The 19,299-nt window shown below is 63.9% G+C and carries 14 protein-coding genes and 2 pseudogenes; 4 read left to right on the plus strand and 12 right to left on the minus strand.

Translation table 11 applies throughout. The annotated features are described in order from the left end of the window. Positions 1 to 156: 156 nt before the first annotated feature. The gene (locus tag K2O51_RS34745; RefSeq protein ID WP_220632109.1) at positions 157 to 411 is read right to left on the minus strand and encodes a hypothetical protein; all 255 of its coding nucleotides are present in this window, start codon (positions 409 to 411) and stop codon (positions 157 to 159) included. A gap of 298 nt (positions 412 to 709) precedes the next feature. Next, complete coding sequence (locus K2O51_RS34750) at positions 710 to 1,609, minus strand: AraC family transcriptional regulator (RefSeq protein WP_220632331.1); 900 nt, start codon at positions 1,607 to 1,609, stop codon at positions 710 to 712. A 594-nt stretch (positions 1,610 to 2,203) separates the two neighbouring features. On the opposite strand from K2O51_RS34750, the pseudogene K2O51_RS34755 reads away from it, so the two are divergent. Further along, a pseudogene (locus K2O51_RS34755) lies at positions 2,204 to 2,634 on the plus strand (alpha/beta hydrolase); the annotation flags it as partial. A 20-nt stretch (positions 2,635 to 2,654) separates the two neighbouring features. Here K2O51_RS34755 and K2O51_RS34760 read toward each other — a convergent pair. The 10 genes and pseudogenes from K2O51_RS34760 to K2O51_RS34805 all read right to left on the minus strand — a co-directional run. Beyond that, positions 2,655 to 3,170: pseudogene (locus tag K2O51_RS34760) on the minus strand (helix-turn-helix domain-containing protein); the annotation flags it as partial. Between the two features lie 156 nt (positions 3,171 to 3,326). After that, positions 3,327 to 5,054: an N-acyl-D-amino-acid deacylase family protein gene (locus K2O51_RS34765; protein WP_220632110.1), complete on the minus strand. Its 1,728-nt coding sequence runs from the start codon at positions 5,052 to 5,054 to the stop codon at positions 3,327 to 3,329. Positions 5,055 to 5,069: 15 nt separating this feature from the next. Then, complete coding sequence (locus tag K2O51_RS34770) at positions 5,070 to 6,032, minus strand: Bug family tripartite tricarboxylate transporter substrate binding protein (protein ID WP_220632111.1); 963 nt, start codon at positions 6,030 to 6,032, stop codon at positions 5,070 to 5,072. 399 nt (positions 6,033 to 6,431) lie between these two features. After that, the gene (locus tag K2O51_RS34775) at positions 6,432 to 7,472 is read right to left on the minus strand and encodes an acyl-CoA dehydrogenase family protein (RefSeq protein ID WP_220632112.1); all 1,041 of its coding nucleotides are present in this window, start codon (positions 7,470 to 7,472) and stop codon (positions 6,432 to 6,434) included. Between the two features lie 268 nt (positions 7,473 to 7,740). Beyond that, entirely contained in the window at positions 7,741 to 8,643 is a 903-nt protein-coding gene (locus K2O51_RS34780) for a LysR family transcriptional regulator (RefSeq protein WP_220632113.1), read from the minus strand. 314 nt (positions 8,644 to 8,957) lie between these two features. Then, positions 8,958 to 9,863, minus strand: coding sequence for a LysR family transcriptional regulator (locus K2O51_RS34785; protein WP_220632114.1), 906 nt, complete (start codon positions 9,861 to 9,863; stop codon positions 8,958 to 8,960). 2 nt (positions 9,864 to 9,865) lie between these two features. Continuing rightward, the gene (locus tag K2O51_RS34790) at positions 9,866 to 11,422 is read right to left on the minus strand and encodes an MFS transporter (RefSeq protein WP_220632115.1); all 1,557 of its coding nucleotides are present in this window, start codon (positions 11,420 to 11,422) and stop codon (positions 9,866 to 9,868) included. A gap of 47 nt (positions 11,423 to 11,469) precedes the next feature. Further along, on the minus strand, positions 11,470 to 12,651 hold the full coding sequence (locus tag K2O51_RS34795) for a CaiB/BaiF CoA transferase family protein (protein ID WP_220632116.1): 1,182 nt from the start codon (positions 12,649 to 12,651) through the stop codon (positions 11,470 to 11,472). Positions 12,652 to 12,664: 13 nt separating this feature from the next. Further along, positions 12,665 to 14,623, minus strand: a complete 1,959-nt coding sequence (locus K2O51_RS34800; protein WP_220632117.1) for an AMP-binding protein — start codon at positions 14,621 to 14,623, stop codon at positions 12,665 to 12,667. A gap of 68 nt (positions 14,624 to 14,691) precedes the next feature. Continuing rightward, positions 14,692 to 15,501, minus strand: a complete 810-nt coding sequence (locus K2O51_RS34805; protein WP_220632118.1) for an enoyl-CoA hydratase/isomerase family protein — start codon at positions 15,499 to 15,501, stop codon at positions 14,692 to 14,694. A gap of 463 nt (positions 15,502 to 15,964) precedes the next feature. On the opposite strand from K2O51_RS34805, the gene K2O51_RS34810 reads away from it, so the two are divergent. The 3 genes from K2O51_RS34810 to K2O51_RS34820 all read left to right on the plus strand — a co-directional run bounded on the left by K2O51_RS34810 (position 15,965) and on the right by K2O51_RS34820 (position 19,239). Next, a complete protein-coding gene (locus tag K2O51_RS34810; protein WP_220632119.1) occupies positions 15,965 to 17,293 on the plus strand; it encodes an MFS transporter in 1,329 nt (442 codons plus the stop codon). Positions 17,294 to 17,375: 82 nt separating this feature from the next. Then, positions 17,376 to 17,720, plus strand: a complete 345-nt coding sequence (locus tag K2O51_RS34815; RefSeq protein ID WP_245002054.1) for a zinc-binding dehydrogenase — start codon at positions 17,376 to 17,378, stop codon at positions 17,718 to 17,720. Between the two features lie 58 nt (positions 17,721 to 17,778). Further along, entirely contained in the window at positions 17,779 to 19,239 is a 1,461-nt protein-coding gene (locus tag K2O51_RS34820) for an aldehyde dehydrogenase (protein WP_220632120.1), read from the plus strand. Positions 19,240 to 19,299: the final 60 nt, after the last annotated feature.

Here is a 19,299-nt window from a genome sequence, read left to right on the forward strand (position 1 = left end):
ACAAACATTGATGGCCGGCGCCTGATTCGCGTTGCCCGGATTCCCTGAGGAAACCGGGCTCGGGCTTTCCCGTTTCCACGGGCGGCGATCCGGACACAAGCTTGTTCCCGCACAGCAGTTTCCATCGCGCCGTGCGTCAGGACCTCCACCGTGACGTCAAACAACCAGCTTCTTCCCGATCTCCTGGAGCTCTTCGAGGGCGTGGGCCGGCGTCGTTCGATAAGCGCCGGTCACGGCCTCCGACTTGGTCAGGCCAAGGCTTCTCCTGAGATCGACCGTCGATTCGGCAAGTTTCACCATTGCCGCCGGCCCCCTGACGACTGGCACGCCCGTGTCGCGGACCTCACGATAGCCGGGCAGCTCCAGCAACGCACCGACGGGGTTTGGGATGCGTTCGATGCACACGACCATAAGCCATGCGCGGCAGAAGATCCGTTCGCGCTCGAGGTCTTACTGTGCCGCGTCCGTATAGCGCGAGGTGGGCATCGGATCGGTGCTCAGGCCGACGGAGCTCGTCACGCCGGGATTGAAATCGGTCGGATGATTCATGGGGAATCCTGCTGATGAGTGAGGATCGCCCATCACCGTGGCCGATCTTCCGGTTGTCAACCGTGCGGCTGAAAGCCAGTGCTGATTCGCAGCGCGTGTTCCACCGGCGCTGACGAATGCCCACCGCCTGCCGTGTTTCGAGATCGTACGGATCTGACGCCTATGCCTGACGGCGGTACTGCGTCGGCGAACAGAACATGGTTCGCTTGAATGCGGTGCAAAACGCGCTCTCGGATTCGTAGCCGAGTGAGAACGCGATCGACGCAATGCTCTCTCGCCCGACGCGCAGACGATCCGCCGCGATCAGCATCCGCCGGCGCGTGAGGTAGTTGATGGTGGTCGCGCCGACGAGGTGCTTGAAGCGCTGCGCGAAGACTGTCCGCGACAGCCCGGCAATGCGGGCCAGTTCCTCCAGCGTCCAGTGGCGCGCGGGTTCCGAATGGATGGCGCCGATGGCCGCGCTGATCCGCCGGTCGGACAGCGCCATGAACCATCCCGCGGGCGATGCCTCCAGGTGAAGGCGCAGCACTTGCACGAGCATCAGATGCAGTAGGTGGTTCGCCACCAGCGCCCCGCCCGGCTGCGGGTCGCGCAGCTCGGCGGTCAATTGATCGAGCGACCAACGCAGGACCTCGGCCTGATTGGATGCGCGCGGCACGTTGATGAGCGGCGGTAGTGCGTCGAACGGTACCGCGGCATGGTCGCTGAAGAACGTAAAGAATCCGCCGATTAGCAGCACGTCGCCGCCACCGTCGTGCACGGCGATACCGTCGCGCGCGATGGCATCCATGATGGCCGCCGAATCCTGCGGCTCAAGCGCCAGATCGGTGGACAGCACGATGCTGCGCCGGCTGTTCAGCAGGAAGCAATCGCCTTGCTCGAAGCGGACCGGCTGCTGAACGCCTTCGATCACGCCCCAGCAACCGCCCTGTAATACGGCGGCGAACTTGATTCCTTCGTATTCAGGAAACGCAAACGACCACTCACCCGCCGCATCGAGCCCCGCATAGAATTGGCTGCGCGGCTTCACCAGCGAAAGCACATCAGAGAGCGAGTCCATAGGCAATCCATCCATAAACGATGACCGGCGCACCGTCCATCGGACTGCGGGTGGACCCGTATCGTCTGTCTCCTGGTCGCAAAGCCCGTCCCGGCCGTTGCGACGCTGTATCTGTTTGCGGGGCCGCTGAGGGTAATCGCATGCTACTCGGTCGCCGCCGCGACATAACGGTCCCGGGAGGCGCCGGTATCACGGCGGCTGGTCGCAATGTGAGCCAGCCTGAATCCGGCATGCAGCCAAGTCAATTCGCTCGGCGACACTGTTCCGTACTTCGGAATTCCGGACACGGGAAGTGGAAATGCGGGGCCGCGATCGCCCCGCCGGCCTTCGTTGCATCCGACTGCAGAGTTTCAGATATCCGAGTACCTGTCGACAGTCGCTCATAGAGGCGCTTTCGGTCATGACGACGGTCTCAGTACCGATGCCGAGGTCGGCGGCGATCCCCGACGTCGGCAAGTACAGATCGCGGCGCAGCGGGCCACCCGCTGCATCTGTAAAGACAGACTTAACACTGAAGTCTGTTTTAGCCCATGTATGTCAATTTCCTGGCTACTATGCATCACATCGTCGCCCCCACCACCTGAGTTACCCGTCATGCAGAAAGTCAACTTCAAGAACCTGAACGGCCAGGGCGTCACGCTTGCCGCGGTGATCCACGTCCCTGCCGGTTTCGACTCGAGCACCAAGTACCCGGCAGTCGTCGTCGCGCATCCGGGCGGTGGCGTGAAGGAACAGACGGCCGGGCTGTATGCGAAGAAGCTGGCCGAGAACGGTCTCGTCACGATCGCGTTCGATGCGTCGCATCAGGGCGAAAGCACCGGCGAGCCGCGCCAGCTCGAGAACCCGTATATTCGCACCGAGGACGTCAGCGCGGTGATCGATTACCTGACCACGCTGCCGTACGTCGACGTCGACCGGATAGGCGCTATAGGGATGTGCGCGGGCGGCGCATCAAGGCGCTCGGCACGGTCAGAGCGGTCAACATCGGTTCGATGTTCCGCAACGGATGGGAAAACACCGTGAAGGACCAGTTTTTGCACGCTTTATTCTCTGGCGGGTTCAAGTACAGACCAACTGCGTCACGCAGCTTCTCAATAAAGAGTGCATCAGTGGACAGCGTGAAGGTTTCGCTGCGATGCGCCTGCAGCTTTAACAGCTTGAAATAGTGGTGCACGCTGGTGGGCGAGATCGATGTCTCGGCCGCCACCGCCCGCACACTACAGTGTGTCGAGCCGTTTGCAGGCTTGGTATGCAGTGTCGCATTGATGACTCCGCAACGCGCTCGACGTCGATTGTCCGCGGCTTACCTAGACGCAATTCGTCGTACAGACCGTTGATGCGCCGCTGAAGGAACCAAGTACGCCATTTACCTACTGTGGCGACGCGTAAGCTGCAACCGCTTGGCGAATTCCCTATTGGGTTCGCCTGCAACAGGCGCCAAAACGATGCGCGCCCGCGTAACCAGGGCAGCCGGGATAGCACGCGAACGCGCCATCGAAGCAAGTTGCACTTCTTTGACCTGACTCAGCACCAGTTCTACCTTCGATCGTCCGCTTGGCATGCTGGCATCTCCCGTTCCGGTAATACCAGCACCCTACTCAAACATAGTTCAGTTAATAACGGAAGGACACTAGGCGTAAAAGCTATTGCCATCCAGAGCCCTTGCCGGCGCCTGTGATGATTGCGACTTTCTCTCCATTAGAACTCCCCTTTTTTCTCAGGCACTAAGTCTGCCCCGAACGAGCCTGCCGGGCAGCGCACCGGTAGGCACTCCGTTGCGGTAAGTCACCTGCCCGCTGACCAGTGTTGCGGTGTAACCGTCCGCGGTCTGCTCTAGCCGCCGCGCGCCACCCGGAAGACTGAAAACGGGCTTTGGCGGGTGCAGCCTCAGGCGGTCGTAGTCTATGACATTGATATCGGCCTTGAGCCCCTCGGCAAGCAGGCCGCGGTCGGTCATCCCCAGCGCCAGAGCGTTGTTGCGCGACAACCGATGGACTGCCCATTCCAGCGGCACGCGGTCGTGTTCCCGATCACGGGTCCAGTACGACAGTACCGTGGTGGGATAGCTCGAATCGCAGATCATCCCGTAGTGGGCCCCGCCGTCTCCAAGTGCCACCAGTGTGTGGTCATCGACCAGCATTCTGTGCACGGCTTTCAGGTTTCCCTCAGCAAAGTTTGACGCCGGATTGAGAAGTACATTGTGGCCGCCGTTCTCGATCAGCAGGTCATATGTCCTCTCGGCGAGCGTGATACCCCGGTGCTTGGCCTGAGTTGCCAGGAACGCTTCAGGACCCGGCTCGTAGTTCGGTGGATCGCCTAGCAGGAAAGCGTTGTCGTACTGGGAAACCAAAAGAATATAGATCGGATTGGTATGGACAGGCTGTTCGGACAGAATGGCTGCGCGCCGCCTCGGATCGCGCAGGGCGGCTACACGCTCGGGCAATGGCCGGTCGTGAACTTCCAGGTAGCTGGGGTGGAACCGGAACGGGTGGAGTGAAAGGCCCAGGCCAAACAGCAGACCGACCGGGCGAGGAAACACTTGTGCCTTGATGGGGTAGCCTTCGGACTGCGCCTGCCGGGTGAGTTCGAGCAGGCTCCCGTGCAGGTTGATGTATGGGGCCTTCTGCACCAGCGAGTAGCTGACCGGCCGCCCCGAAGTCTCAGCAATGCTGCGCAACAACTGCATCTGGGTTTCCGCATCCGAGCCTCCGTAGAAGCCGTCCGTGATGATCTGAAACACTCCACCACCGGCTTCACGCAGGCCGCGGGCCAGAGCCAGGACCTCGTCATGGCCAGCGCCGATGCTCGGTGCCAGTTCGCCCTCGACTGTGCGGTGGCCCAGATGCTGCGAGGTGCTGACACCGACCGCCCCCGCTCGCACGGCATCGCGCACGATGGACGTCATGTGGTGCAGCTCATCCGCAGTGGCCACCTCTCGACGCTCTCCCCGTTCACCCATCACATAGACACGAATAGCGGAATGTGGAACCTGGGCTGCGAAGTCGATGTCGTACTGCCCCGCCTGCAGCGAATCTAGGTATTCCGGAAAGGTCTCCCAGTTCCATGGGATACCAGCGCTCATGACGATCTCGGGGATGTCCTCCACACCCTCCATAACGCGCACCAGCGTCTCGCGGTCCTCGGCCTTGCATGGCGCAAAACCCACACCGCAGTTGCCCATCACCACCGTGGTCACTCCGTGGTTGGAGGACGGAATCAGCCGGTTCTCCCAGGTCACCTGGCCATCGTAATGCGTGTGGATATCGATGAATCCGGGCGTGACAATCTGGCCCGCGGCATCGATCTCCTCGCGCCCCTTCCCTTTCACTTCCCCAATACGCTCGATCTTGCCGTCCAGTACTGCTACATCTGCAATGCGGGCCGGTTCGCCGGATCCGTCAATGACTTTGCCACCACGGATGACTACGTCATAGGCTGTTGTCATATGTATTTCTCCTTGTCAGTCGGCTTTCGCGCCAGCCAATGCGACCAGGTGCTTCCATTTGGCGAACTCCCTTGGCATCGCCGCCTGCAGCGCGGAAGCGCCTTCGATCTCGACATCCAGTCCCTGCCCCGCGCAAAGGGCTTTGAACTCGGCGCTTGCGGCGGCCTGCATGATCCCTCCAGCCAGTGTGCTCACTGTCGGGGCGGGCGTTCCTGCGCGCACTAGGGCAAAGATTGGTGACGCCACGTCATAGCCGCGCAGTCCCGCTTCTGCGATAGTCGGCACTCCTGGCAGCAAAGCCGTGCGCTTCGCGCTGGTTATCGCCACCACGCGCAACTTCCCTGACTTCAGGAGCGGCAGCGATGGCGAGATGCCGAGGATGCCCACGTCAATCTGGCCGCTCGCGAGATCGACAAGGCTCTGCGAGGCCATCTTGTATGGGGTGTGGGCAATGTCAATTCCCGCCATCGAACACAGCAATGCGCCGGCAAGGTGGGAAGGTGTCCCGGATCCACCGGACGAAAAAGACAGCCTTCCCGGCCGCTTCTTCGCCTCGGCAATGATGTCATGCACCGACCTGAACGGGGAATCTGCCGGGACCATCAGAAGCAGCGTGGATGTGGCGACGCTCGCAACTGGCGAGAAATCCGTGAAGGCGTCGTAAGGCAGCTTGTCGTACAGCCAGGGGAATGCGTAGTGCGAAGCGTTTGTAATCAGTATCGTCTTGCCATCTGTTGGCGACTTGGCCACGAAATCAGTGCCGATGGTTCCGCCTGCGCCGACCTTGTTCTCAACGAGGACCGGAACCTGCCACTGCTTTCCCATATGGCTGGCAAGCTGGCGCGCCAACGTGTCGGTGCCGGTCCCCGGCGCGTTCATGACAATCAGCCGGACCGCAGCGTCCGAGGACGGTGCTGCGCGCGCCAATGGCGACAGTAAAAGTGTCGCGGCGGCCGCCGAGAACGTACGTCGTTTCATTGTTCCACTCCCCGCGTTCGTTTATTGTGGATCGGCATCGGTTGTCTCCTAGCCGCCGGGATGAACACACACGCTCCAACACTTCAAAATTGCGTCCTGATCATAGGAACGGGCACCGATACGCTCAACGCATCGGCGGAGGTCTTTCCGTACATTGAATCAAGAAAGCCTTGCCGACAAAAAAGCGAAGAATCAAGAAATCAGTGCACGCGAAGTACAAGCACACCGGCGAGGCCTTCCGGCCTGTCAAGCGACGTGCAAACCCGGTTGGCCTTGTTCGCCGCCGCGGGGCACGCCTGAAGCCCTCAGGGTCGACGCCACGCCGGCGTCGACCTGGCAATGCGGAAGGTACAGCGGGGTGACGGCGAGCGTCTGGACGGACACGCGCCGGCCGCAGCGTCACGCCGCGCTGGTTGCCCCGCTGCTTGGACGATAGGCCTGGATACCCGTCAGCTCGCGCCCTTCGATCAGCGTCAGGATCTGGTTGGTGCCGTCGGGAATGGGCAGCATCCGCACGTCGCGGAACAACTGCTCCAGTCCCATCTCGCAGCTGATGCCCATCGCGCCGTGCACTTCCATCGCCAGCGAGACCGCGCGCATGCAGGCCGCCAGCGAATAGCGCTTCGCCATCGCCGAGAGGTGGTTGGCGCGGTCTCCTGCGTCGATGGAAGACAGCGCGTGGTAACACAGCAGGCGGCTGGTCGTCACCGCGGTGGCGATGTCCGCCAGCATCTCCTGGACCAGCTGGAACGACGCAATTGGTCTGCCGAATTGCCTGCGGTCGCCAGCGTACTGCAGTGCGGCGTCCAGTGCGCGCTGTGCCATATGGACGGCGCACAGGCCTAGGATGGGTCGGTTCGCCAGCCAGGTCAGGTTCAGCACGCGCGCCGCGTCACCTGCGGTGCCGAGCTGGTTCTGCCTCGGCACGCGGCAACTTTCGAACAGCACTTCGCCGAGATGCCCCTGTCGCAACCCGAGGACCGGGATTTCCCGGGCTTCATACGGCGACTGGTCGCGCTCCACGATGATCCGGGTCGTGCTTGGGCGACCGCTTGCATCGTGGCCATAGCTCGCGGTGACGTTGATCAGGTCGCAGATGCTAGCATTGGTGATCCACATCTTGCGGCCCGACAGCCGGAAATGATCCGGACCATCGTCCTCCAGCCGCGTCCTGACCCTGCGCGAATCCGAGCCGACGTCGGGCTCCGTCGTACCGGTACAGCTGATGCGCTTGCCGGAAATGAGATCGGGCAGAAATCGCTCGCGCTGCTCCGGCGTGCTGTCGAAGCCGATCCGGGTTGCTGTGACTTCCTGTCCCAGGACCGCGATTGCCACGACGGGAGGGAGTTGCTCCATCATGAGGCCGTACGTGAGAGCCGGCAGTTCGGCACCACCTGCGGATTCCGAGACGCGCGCCAGTGACGATGAAGGCGCCAGCACTCGACGTCAATGCTTTCGCCAATGTGTTCCGTACTCCGGAATCGTTTGTGTCCCGGCAAGGCCCGATCAGTCAGTCCACGGCATCGCGGCTAGCTTTCGCCGGCTGTGTGAAGACTGGCCTGGCGGGATGCAAGGCTACTGGCTACCGTGCATCGTCGAACGTCGACCAGCTTATGCCTCCACTGACGTGGCGGGCGACAACTGTCGACGGCTTGGGTAATAGCGATAAGAACGAGGAAAGGCCGGACGACCTGCACGATGGCTGGCTTCAGTCCTGCCGATCGAGCCCGTCTTCGATCAGGAGATCGACCAGCTTTCGCGCGAACAGCGGCAAGGCTTCCGGGTCGGCAACGCAGATCTGCAGCTTGCGCTCGGCCCATTCGTCGTTGAGCTGGACGATCCGCAGCGCCATCGTGCCCGCATGACGTGCCGCGGTACTTTCCGGCAGCACGCCAACGCCGACGTTGGCCTCGATCATGCGGCAGGCCGTCTCGAAGTTGCTGACCTGGACCCGCCAGCGCAACTCCCGTTGCAGATCCGCGGCGGCCCGGCTGAGGAAGTTGTGGATCGCGCTCGCCTCCGGCAGGCCGATGAATTCGTAGTCGAGCGTATCGATGAAGTTCGTGCTGTTGCGCTCGGCCAGCGGGTGGCTCAGCGCGGTGGCAAGCACCAGGCGGTCGCGTCGGTAAGGCATGACTTCGAGCCCTTCGGTACGCACATTCCCGGCAACGATCCCGATGTCGACCATACCATCCAGCACCGCCCGCACGATGTCCGGGCTCAGCCGTTCCTGCATGTCGATGGTCACGTCAGGATGGTTGACGAGATACGTGCGCAGTACCGCGGGCAGGAACTCGCTCATCGCCGTGGTGTTGGCGAAGACGCGCACATGGCCTCTTACGCCCGACGCGTATTCCTGGAGATCGCCGCTCAACTGCTCCAGCTGGCGGATGACCCGGCGGGCGTGAGCCAGCAGCGTCTCCCCCGCTCCCGTCACCTTCACCCCCTGGCTACTTCGGCTCAGCAGCTTGATGCCGACGTGCTCCTCCAGGCTCTTGATCCGGGTACTGGCAGCGGCCAGCGACAGGTGTGAGCGTTTGGCACCGCCGGTCAGGCTTTGGGCCTCCGCTATATGAGCGAATAGTTTCAGGTCGACCAGGTCAAAGCGCATCACATCCATCCCAATCGGCGTACCGGATAATCCTCCAACGTAGCGCGCTAATCACCAAAATTGGGCAACGTTGATCCCACAAAGTATGATGGACCTTACTGATCCCGCCAGGCATCCCGGCCATTAAGCTACCACTCCCCTGCGCATCGATTGGCGCAGTATGCTTGTCGCCCTTAGCGGCGGGGCGGCCAGGAAGAGTTCCGAGGGCTTTGATTCTATTCGTCATGTCGTGAAGGGCCTCGCCATTGTTCGGACTGAATAGAGTATCCGTGAGCCGCCTCGCCGCTTCCGGATTGCTTCCTCTCCCGGAGCCACTACTCGTTGACGCTACCGACGGCGTCCAGCAACGCTCGCACTTTAGGCGGCATCAGCCGACGCGCGGGAGTCAGCGCATAGATTCTGGAAGGCGTTGAAGTGAACGAGGGTAGCACCCGCACAAGGTCGCCCCGCCCAAGATATTCCGCTACAAAGCGCGACGTACAGCGGGCGACGCCCAAGCCGTCGATCGCGGCGCGGGCACGCATCTCGCCATTGGACGTCCGCATGCGTGGCTGCACGCACACGCGCTCCACCTCTTTGCCATCCTTGCAAAACTCCCAGAACTGGTCGTCGGGTTCCGCGATGACAGGCCATGCTTCAAGATCCTGTGGCCGCTCAGGAAATCCATGCGTCTTGCACAGCGCCGCGGATGCATAGAAGGCACGATCCATTGCCACCACTCGCCTGCTCACCAGGGAGCTGCCCGGCAATTGCGTGGTGGTCTTGACGAAGGCCACATCGTACCCTTGCTCGACCAGGTCGGGCACCACTCGCGATTCATCGATCTCGACGCGCAGGTCCGGGTACTTTCTGAGCAGTTCCGCAAGTGCCGGGGACAGGTGCAGCCATCCGCTCTCATAGGGAGCACTGATCCGCAACGTCCCCCTGACTTCCGCCGTCGTCGATTTCGCATCGGCGGCCACGTCCCGCAGCGCCGATAACAGCGGCGATGAACGTGCATACAGTATCTCGCCGGCCTCCGTCACACGCACACGTCGCGTGGTTCGCTCCAGCAGCCGGACGCCGATTTGTCGCTCCAGTCGTATCACGGATGCGCTGACCGACGACTTGGGCAGGCCAGCCTTGCTGCCCGCCGCCGTGAAGCTGCCGGCCTCAACGACCCTGCAGAAATTTTCCCAGTCGCGCCAGTCCGTGGCGTCTTCCGTATCTTCGGGTGTCATGCTCAGTCAATCCGTCGTTGCCACATCGCGAGAACCGCGCCACAAACAGCGATCCACGTTACAAACTGAAAGCCGTCCAGCGTGCTAAGAAAGCTGGACTGCTGCGCCACCATCCGACCGATTTCATGCAAAGCCAGGCTGGCGGCATCATTGCTTGTGTGGCCGACACCCTCAAAGGCATGAGTCATCCGTTCGAGCGTAGCCCGGTACATGGGATTGAACGGGGTCACGAACTCGGCAAGACGGGTCTCGTGAAGGGCGTATCGGTGCTGGTCCAGGATGATCATGCTCGCCGTCGCAAAGGAATACGTCAGTTGCTTGACCATGTTCTTGAATCGATAGCCATGGCTGAACTCCTCCACCACAAAGACCCGGAACGTGATGTTTGCAACCGGCAGCGCCACGAACAACAGCAACAGGCCGCGCAAAACCAGAGGCGGCACCAGCCAGGAACTGCTGACGCCGAACGGCATGTGGCGCATCCAGCTGGCGGACAGGGCGGCAAGCAGGAATCCTGGAACGATCAACCACTTCTTTCGCTGGACGAGCGATGCGTACCGGAGATACGCCAATGCACCGAACAGCGACACCAGCGCCGTGAGGCCAACTAGCTGTCCCGCATTCTCGACCGGATACCCCAGGCCGCCCTCAAGGAACCGCGAAACCAGGTAGCCAAGCGAATGGCTCAGGTAGTAAAAGAGCACGTATAGCGCGATCCCCATTTGGAAGGTTTTCTCGCGCAGGGCGTGCAGGCGCATCAGCGGCCGTGGGTGGTGCCATTGATGCCAGGCGAATCCCGCCAGCGCGAGCAGCCCGGCGACGGTCAGAAACATGAGTGCCGGCGATGCACTGAACAGCTCGAAGCGCACCTGCTGCATCACGATCATCAGTGCCCCCAGGCCGGAAGCGAACAGAAGGTAGGGCCAAAGATGGACGTCGCCACGGTCAGCGGCAGGTATTTGGCCCGATTGCGGCACCGCAAGCCAGGCAAGCAACGCCAGTGCTACGCCGACGACCGCCGTGCCGGCGAACAACGAGCGCCAGCCAAACTGTGCGATCAGGTAGCCGCCGGATAGTGGCGCGAGCGCGCTCGCCAGCAGGATCATGAGCAGAAACACCCGCATCGCCGCGGGACGTTGCTGCGGAGTGAAGCTGGCCTGAAGCTGGATACGACATGCACTCATCATCGGGCCGATGAAGAACCCCTGCATGCCCCGTGCCAACGTCAGTGCCATCGATGACTCGGAGAGCGCGGACGCCACCGAGCCGACGGCAAACAGCAGCAGGCTGAAACCGAGGTAGCGCCGGTATCCGACGCGCTCGACCCACCACTGCTGCTGCAGAATGCCGAGCACAGACGTCATGGCATAGGCCGTCGATGCCCAGACCAGCTCATCAGGCGAAGCATTGATGCCGCCCGCGATGTGCCGCGTGAAGAAGCCGAACATCGCGTTGTCGAAGTAATCCAGCCCGGTGGCAAGCGCCAGCGCCCAGGCGAACACGGTCATGCGCAGCCGGTCCTGTTCAGTGTCCCGCAGTTCCTCCGCCATTGTGTCCATCCCTTGCTTCCTGCGGCCCGGCCCTTCTGTCAGCTACCTGGGTCTTCTCAGATTACGCCGAGCTCGCGCAGCGCCGCGATTTCACCGGGCGCATAGCCCGCGTCGCGCAGCACTTCCTCGGTATGCTCGCCAGCCGTCGGCGGACGTCGGGCGATGGCCGGAGCAGTCCGCGACAGCGACACCGGCGTGGCGACAAGCGGCACCTGAGCCGCTGCGCCCGGATAATCGACGCCGTGGAATGCGCCGCAGGCACCGACAACTTCGTCCTCCAGCGCCTGTCGCGGCGTGTTGACCGGGCCGCCGGGAATGCGCGCGTCCTCCAGCATCGCCAGGGCTTCGTCGCGCGTCCGGCCAGCGCACCAGTTCGACATGATGTCGCTGAGGACTTTGCCATGCTCGCCGCGCAGCGCATCGTCCGCGTAACGCGGATCATCCAGCAGTTCCGGGCGCTCCACCATGCGCGTCCAGCGTTTGAACATTGCGGGGCCGATCACCTGCGCGATGATCCAGCCATCCTTGACGCGAAAGATGTCCGACGGGCCGTAGGTCGGGCTGCGGTTCACGGTGGCTTGCCGGTTCAGTCCGCGCAGCGCTTCCTCGATCAGGCTGCCGCTGGACAGCGTGAGCGCCGTGTGCAGCAGCGACGCGCCGACCTCCTGCCCCTGCCCGCTCGTCTTGCGTTCGTAGAGCGCCATCATGGTCCCGAGCGCGCAGCACAGCGCGGTCGAAAAATCGACGACCGGCACCATCGACTTCATGGGATGGTCCGGCAGCCCCGTCAGGTGCACCGCCCCGCTCATCGCCTGCCCGACGCCGTCGAAGCCGACACGGTCGCGCACGGCCGGGTCTGCGCCAAACGCCGACGAAGCGGTCAGGATGATGTCGGGCTTCACCTTGCGCAGGCTCTCATAGTCGAGGCCGAGCGCCGCAATGGTACGCGGCGGCATGTTCGCCACGACTACGTCGGTGTTCAACAGCAGCTTGCGGACCACCGCGCGCCCCTCCTCGCTGTCGAGATCGAGCGTGATCGAGCGTTTGTTCCGGTTGACCTGCAGGAAGAACGCGCCCTCGCCTTCACTGGTCACCGGCGCGACGAAGCGGTCCTCGCTGCCGCCGACGCGATCGATACGGATGACGTCCGCGCCGAAGTCGGCGAGCAGCGCCGCGCAGAACGGGCCGGCGATGAACCTGCCGAAATCCAGGACCCTGATGCCTTCGAGAACTTTCATTTTTCTGCCCGCCTCATGCCTGCGGGCCGGTGCCCGATGCCGCGCGGATCTCGTCGAGCGACGCGGGGTTGTCGAGCGACGAGAGGTCGCCCGGCGGCGTGTTGCAATACACGCTGCGAATCACGCGGCGCATGATTTTGGAACTGCGCGTCTTCGGCAGCTGATTCACGACGTGCACCGCGCTCGGCCGGAATGGCCGTCCGAGGCGCTTGTCGACATGGCTGATCACGCGGGACGCGACAGCATCGGCGTCAGCAGCACCGCCAGTTTCGCCGATGACGAACACCACCAGCCGCTGCCCCTTGTCCTTGTCGTCCACGCCAATTGCTGCGGCTTCCGAGACTTCCGGCAGTTCCAGCACGACTTCCTCCACCTCCGCAGGCCCCAGCCGCTTGCCGGCCACCTTCAGCGTGTCGTCGGAACGCCCCATCATGAAGAACGTGCCGTCCGGCCGGCGCAACGCCAGATCGCCATGCACCCAGAGGCCGGGAATGGTGTGCCAGTAGGTATCGAGATAGCGCTCCGCGTCCTGCCAGAACGACTGCGTCATGCCCACGAAAGGCTGGCGAATCACCAGTTCACCCACCGTACCGGTCAATGGCGTGCCACCCGCGTCGACCACGTCCACATCCACCCCCGGCGAGGTCGTGTTGAAACCGCTCGGCGGGATGGGCCGTACGACGACGCTCGACAGCAGCGCGCCCGACACCTCGGTGCCGCCCGTGTAGTTGATCAGCGGCTGCGTGCCGCGCCCGAAGGTCCGCTGGAACCAGCAGAAATGCTCGGGATCGATGCCCTCGCCGGCGGTGATCAACAGGCGAACGGAGGACACGTCGCCTTGCAGCGCCACTTGCTCGTTGCTGGCGAGGCCCCGGATCAGCGTCGGCGCCGAGCCGAAATGGGTGACCTTGTGCCGCTCCACCAGTTGCGACATACGTGCCCAGCTCGGGTAATCGGGCGCGCCGTCGTAGCAGACCAGCGTCGCGCCGCGCAGCAGCGCGCAGCCCAGCACCAGCGTGCCGGCGATCCAGCCCATGTCGGCGGGCCAGCAGAAGACGTCGCCCGGCGCCACATCGAAGTGCACTACCGCATCATGGGCGATCTTGAGCGGGAAACTGCCATGTGTATGGACGACACCCTTTGGCTTGCCGGTCGTGCCCGAGGTGTAGATCACCATGAAGGGATCCTGCGGCCCCAGCGTGACAGGGTCGGCCAGTCTTCCGGCGCCCGACGCCATCACTGCCTGCCAGTCGAGATCCTGCGGTCCGGCCGCCGGCGCCGCGCCAGCCTGCTTCCAGACCACGCGCTTGAGCGCGGGCAGCCGTGCCCACGCTTCGCGCAGCGTCCCTTCCACGTCGATGCGCTTGCTGCGTCGGCTGAAGCCCGTGGAGGCAATCACCGAAGTGGCCTCGGCCGCCGACAGCCGCGCGACGATGGCGTCCACGCCGAAGCCGCTGAACAAAGGCACGACGATCGCCCCGATCGACGCGAGCGCCAGCAGCGATACCGTCGCCTCGATACCGTTCTCCATCAGCAGGCCCACGCGCTCGCCGCGGCCGATGCCGAGCGCCTGCAAGCCGCCCGCGAACTGACGCACGCGCGTGCCGAGTTCCGCATAGCTGACTGTCTGGACCTCGCCGTCCTCCCGTTCCGCGACGACAGCCGCCTGATCGCGCGTGCGAGAGTCGTCGGTCCACGCCAGCACGGTATTGACCCAGTTCAGTCGCCCGCCCGGGAACCACTGGGGAAATTCGCGCGGCGATGCCGGATCGAGGTAGCTCGTCGGCGGCGTGTCCCACACGATCCCGCAGTGCTGCATGGCCACCTGCCAGTAGCGGTCGGGATGATTGCGCGAGAGTTCGAGCAGGTCGTCATATCGCGTCAAGTCGAACGCGCGCATCAGTTGCGCAATGCCGGAGGCCTGCAACTCGCGCGGGCCCGGCTTCCAGGTGTTGGCTTCGGTATCCATCATGTCTCGCTTCAAAATCTCTCGGGGCGATGGCTCAAGATCGCCGCAATGTCGACTTAAGGCCGTGTCACTCAGCCAGGCAGCTTCGCCGACGGGAATTGCGGTGCGCGCTTGTTGCGCACGGCGTCGAGGCCTTCGCGCGCGTCTGCGCCGAGGAAGCCCAGCATCTCCGCGGCCAGCGAGGCGTCGAAGATCGGCCCGGCCATCCGCATCCAGTTGTTGATCGACATCTTGGTGGCGCGAATCGCCGTCTGGCTGCCGCGCGCGAGCGACTGGGCCACGGCCAGCGCGCGGTCCATCAGAGCCTGCTGTGGCACGCAGAACGTCACCAGCCCCAGGCGCTCAGCTTCCTTGCCGTCGATGAAGTCCGCGGTCATCAGGTAGTACTTCGCCTTGGCCACACCACAGAGCAGCGGCCAGATGATGGCGGCATGGTCGCCCGCCGCCACGCCGAGGCGGGCATGGCCATCCGTGAATCGCGCCGATTCGGCAATGATGCTGACGTCCGCCAGCAGCGCGACCGCAAGCCCCGCGCCGACGGCGGTGCCGTTGATCGCCGAAATGATCGGCTTCTCGCAGGCCAGCATGTTGTAGACGATCTCGGCGGCCTCCTTCTTCACCACTGCCACCGCCTCGGGGTTGCCGACCATTTCCTCGACCCACGCCAGGTCGCCGCCGGCCGAGAAGGCGCGCTCGCCAGCGCCCGTCACCACCACCACCTTGACCGACGGATCCTCATTGACGACGCCCCACAGCTTCGTCAGCTCCCAGTGAAGCCTGGCGTTGGTCGCGTTCATCACCTCGGGCCGGTTGAGGGTGGCGAGCAGGACGCCATCCGGCTGGCGGTCGAACAGGATGAACTGAAAGTCTTCGTAACGCATGGTGCAATGTCCTGAAAATGATGGGATGACAGGCCCGACTACACGTGACTGCTCCAGTGCGTTCACCAGCCGGCCGTCGGATGTTCCGTACACCGGGAAAGCAGGAGTCCGCGTCCACATCAGCCATCAGCGCCTCTAACTCGACCGCAGCAGCTTTCAGCGCGGGCGCAACGCGGCACGGCACGGCACGGCCGCGATATCCGGGCTGGTGTCGGCTTTCGGGTTAAAGCGTACGGGCTCGCACGGCGCACTCCAACTGGCCAATTCCGAAGCGCCGGTTCACGCGGCTCGAAGCCGGCACTCCGACAGCTTCATCGGTCGCGAATCGCCACTTCGGGAAAGGTCAATTGGTTCGGCGCCGGCACGCCACTACCCTTCCGTTGGTCCCGGTCACGGCATTGGCAGGTGTTCATCCGTACCCTGCATCGGCCTGGACTCACAACAAAGACATTCTGGAGACAACGTGCATCAATCAACACTGCCGGCTCGCAGCAGCCTGCTCGTGGTCATATTGTGCTTTCTGACGATCGTGGCGGACGGCTACGATCTCATCGTCTACGGTGCCACCCTGCCCCGCCTGCTGGAAGAGCCGGGCTGGGGCCTGACGCCGGCGGCGGCCGGCATGATCGGGAGCTGGACGCTCGCCGGCCTGATGGTCGGCATGGGCGCGGCCGGGCCGCTCTCCGATCGCGTGGGCAGGCGCAAACTCATCATGGCCGGGGTGCTGTGGTTCTCCGTCGGCTCCATCCTGTGCGCGCTCGCCGCCACACCATTCTCGCTGGGTGCCGCGCGCTTTTTTACCGGCATCGGGCTGGGCGGCGTGGTGCCGTCCGCCGTGGCGCTGACAGTCGAGTACGCGCCTGCGAATCGGCGCCAGTTGTACAACGCGCTGACCCTGACGGGCTATTCGGTTGGCGGCGTCATCTGCGCGCTGCTGGCGATGACGCTGCTGCAGGAACACGGGTGGCGCACGCTCTATGCACTCGGCGCGCTCTACGTGCTGATCCTGCCGGTGATGTACAGGTGGCTTCCCGAGTCGGTGAGCTTCCTCGTCGAACGCGGTCGTATGGAAGAGGCGCGCATCCTGGCCGCCAGGCACTCGCTCGATCTGGAACGGATCACGCGGGAGCAACGGGCCCAGGCCCTGCACGCGTCCGCCTCCGCCGCTCGGGGCTATCGGCTGCTGGCAACGGACGCGCTTCGCACCTCAGCGCTGCTGTTCGCCCTGGTGAGTTTCTGCGTCCAGTTGATCGTCTATGGCCTGAACGCATGGCTGCCACAACTGATGCGCAAGGCGGGCTATCCGCTGGGGTCGTCGCTGCAGTTCCTGCTGGTGATGCAGTTCGGTGCCGTGGTGGGCATGATCGGCGGCGCGTTGCTGGCGGACCGGCTGGGCTCCAAGCGCGTGATCATCCCGTTCTTCGTCATCGGCGGCCTGTCGCTGCTCGCGCTGAGCCAGAAGCTGGACTTCAGCTGGCTGATGCTTGCGGTGTTCGGTGCGGGCATCGGCTCCATCGGCACGACGACACTGATCTACGGCTACATCGCCACGCACTTCCCGGCTGCGTGCCGCGGCTCGGCGCTCGGAGCGTCACAGGCATTCGGGCGGTTTGGCTCCATTCTCGGTCCGCTGATTGGCGGTTGGATCGTCGGCTCGAACCTTGCGCTGCACTGGAACTTCTACGCGTTCGTCGTGCCCGCCGTCGTCGCCATCATGCTCGTGCCGCTGATCCCGAAGCCGGCACAGGAACCCGAGCCCGCTCCGGGCGCGGAATACCGTACCGCGGACTAAGTCCGCAACCCTCTTCGCCATGAGGTGAAACCATGAAAACCGTCAGCATCAACAGTCCGACCCGGTCGCCGAGATACTTAAGCTGACCGGGGGCAAGGGCGCGTCGTGCGCGGTGGAGTGTGCTGGCGGCGAGCTGCCGCGCGCTCAGGCCGTGCGCAGCACTAAGGTATGGGGCCGCATCGCGCTGGTGGCCGTGGGCGGCAATCTGGTGCTCGATGCGATGAAGGATCTGATCGGCAAGCAGCGGCAGTTGCTTGGCTCCTTCACGTTCTCCGAAGTCGAGATGAAGGCTTGTGCCAACTTTATCGCCACACGCGGCATCGAGGTGGACCGGCTGTTCACCGACACCTGGCGGCTCGACCAGGCCGCGCAGGCCTATGCGCACTTCGACCAGCAGGCGGGCGGCAAGGGCGTGTTCCTGTTCTGAATCCTGCCCCCTTTTTTACGCTTGCCGCCGGCCCCGGCGGGCAACGGAGATCCATTCCATGACGAACCGAACTATCGAACTCAAGCACCCGCGCCAGTTGTACATCGACGGCATATGGGTCGAACCCTCCACCGGCGGCGTCTTCGACGTGCTGGACTGCTCCACCGAGCAGGTCGTGGCGACAGTCGCCCGCGCCGAGTCGGCCGACATGCAGCGCGCCGTCGCCGCCGCCCGCAAGGCATTCGACGACGGCCCCTGGCCGCGCATGACGCCGATGGAGCGCGCCGGCTTCCTTGAGAAGATCGCCGTGCGGCTGGAAGCGCTGAACGATGAGTTCGCCCGCATCTGGTCGCTCGAAACCGGCATCGTCTACAAGGTCGCGCAGCCACGGATCGGGCTGTTCATCAGCGGCGCCTTCCGACAGTACGCGGCAATGGCATCGACCTTCCCCTTCACCGAGCCGTGCCAGTCCGTCACCGGCAACGACGCGTATCGCGTCTACGAGCCGGTGGGCGTGGTCGCCGAGATCATTCCCTGGAACGGTCCCGCCGGCCTGCTCGCGTACAAGACTGCGCCGGCACTGCTGGCGGGCTGCACGCTGGTCATCAAGTCGCCGCCCGAGGCGCCGTGCTCGGGCTACCTGTTCGCTCAGGTTTGCGAGGAAGTCGGGTTGCCCCCGGGCGTCGTCAACGTCATCACGGCCGAACGCGACGTGTCCGAGGCACTGGTGCGCAGCCCGGACGTCGACAAGATCACATTCACTGGCTCGACTGGGGCCGGCCGCCGTATCGCATCCATCGCCGGCGACCGCGTGGCGCGCGTGACGCTGGAACTCGGCGGCAAGTCGCCCGCCGTCATCCTCGACGACTACGACGTCGAAGCCGCTGCGGCAACGCTGGGCAACTCCTACTTCAGCTACAACTCCGGGCAGATCTGCCATAGCCTCACCCGCATCATCGTGCCACGCGCAAAGCACGACGCGATGGTCGAGGCACTGTCCGCCATCGCGCGGGAGATCGTGCTAGGCGACCCGCTCGCGGCAACGACCACCTCGGGCCCCCTCGCCAATGCCCGCCAGCGCGATACCGTCGAGCGCTTCGTCGCCATGGGCGTGGCCGAAGGCGCCGTGCTGGCGACCGGCGGCAAGCGGCCGCCGCACCTGGCGCGCGGCTTCTTTTTCGAGCCGACGGTATTCGGCAACGTCGACAACCGCTCGAGCATCGCCCAGCAGGAAATCTTCGGTCCCGTGCTGAGCGTGATCCCTGCCGACGACGAGGCCAGTGCCATCCGCATGGCGAACGACACGCCGTTCGGCCTGAACGCCGCCGTCTTCACCAACGACCGCGACCGCGCGCTCGCCGTAGCGCGGCAAATCCGCGCGGGCACCGTAGGCCACAACGGCCCGCGCACCGATTTCTCCATCGGATTCGGCGGCTTCAAGCAGTCCGGCATCGGCCGCGAGGGCGGCGTCGAAGGACTGACCGCCTTCATGGAGTCAAAGACCATCGTGCTGAGCTGACGATGGCGGCCGTCCGGAGCGGGCGAATGTCCGCCGCCCGCTTCGGGTCGTCCTTCGGGT

It is taken from the genome of Cupriavidus pinatubonensis, from assembly GCF_019602855.1.
GTDB lineage: Bacteria > Pseudomonadota > Gammaproteobacteria > Burkholderiales > Burkholderiaceae > Cupriavidus > Cupriavidus pinatubonensis.

Excerpts from the sequence above, each read along its gene's own strand:
- K2O51_RS34745 (WP_220632109.1), bottom strand. The coding sequence starts at position 411 with ATGGTCGTGTGCATCGAACGCATCCCAAACCCCGTCGGTGCGTTGCTG.
- K2O51_RS34750 (WP_220632331.1), bottom strand. The coding sequence starts at position 1,609 with ATGGACTCGCTCTCTGATGTGCTTTCGCTGGTGAAGCCGCGCAGCCAA.
- K2O51_RS34765 (WP_220632110.1), bottom strand. The coding sequence starts at position 5,054 with ATGACAACAGCCTATGACGTAGTCATCCGTGGTGGCAAAGTCATTGAC.
- K2O51_RS34770 (WP_220632111.1), bottom strand. The coding sequence starts at position 6,032 with ATGAAACGACGTACGTTCTCGGCGGCCGCCGCGACACTTTTACTGTCG.
- K2O51_RS34780 (WP_220632113.1), bottom strand. The coding sequence starts at position 8,643 with ATGCGCTTTGACCTGGTCGACCTGAAACTATTCGCTCATATAGCGGAG.
- K2O51_RS34785 (WP_220632114.1), bottom strand. The coding sequence starts at position 9,863 with ATGACACCCGAAGATACGGAAGACGCCACGGACTGGCGCGACTGGGAA.
- K2O51_RS34790 (WP_220632115.1), bottom strand. The coding sequence starts at position 11,422 with ATGGACACAATGGCGGAGGAACTGCGGGACACTGAACAGGACCGGCTG.
- K2O51_RS34795 (WP_220632116.1), bottom strand. The coding sequence starts at position 12,651 with ATGAAAGTTCTCGAAGGCATCAGGGTCCTGGATTTCGGCAGGTTCATC.
- K2O51_RS34800 (WP_220632117.1), bottom strand. The coding sequence starts at position 14,623 with ATGATGGATACCGAAGCCAACACCTGGAAGCCGGGCCCGCGCGAGTTG.
- K2O51_RS34805 (WP_220632118.1), bottom strand. The coding sequence starts at position 15,501 with ATGCGTTACGAAGACTTTCAGTTCATCCTGTTCGACCGCCAGCCGGAT.
- K2O51_RS34820 (WP_220632120.1), top strand. The coding sequence starts at position 17,779 with ATGACGAACCGAACTATCGAACTCAAGCACCCGCGCCAGTTGTACATC.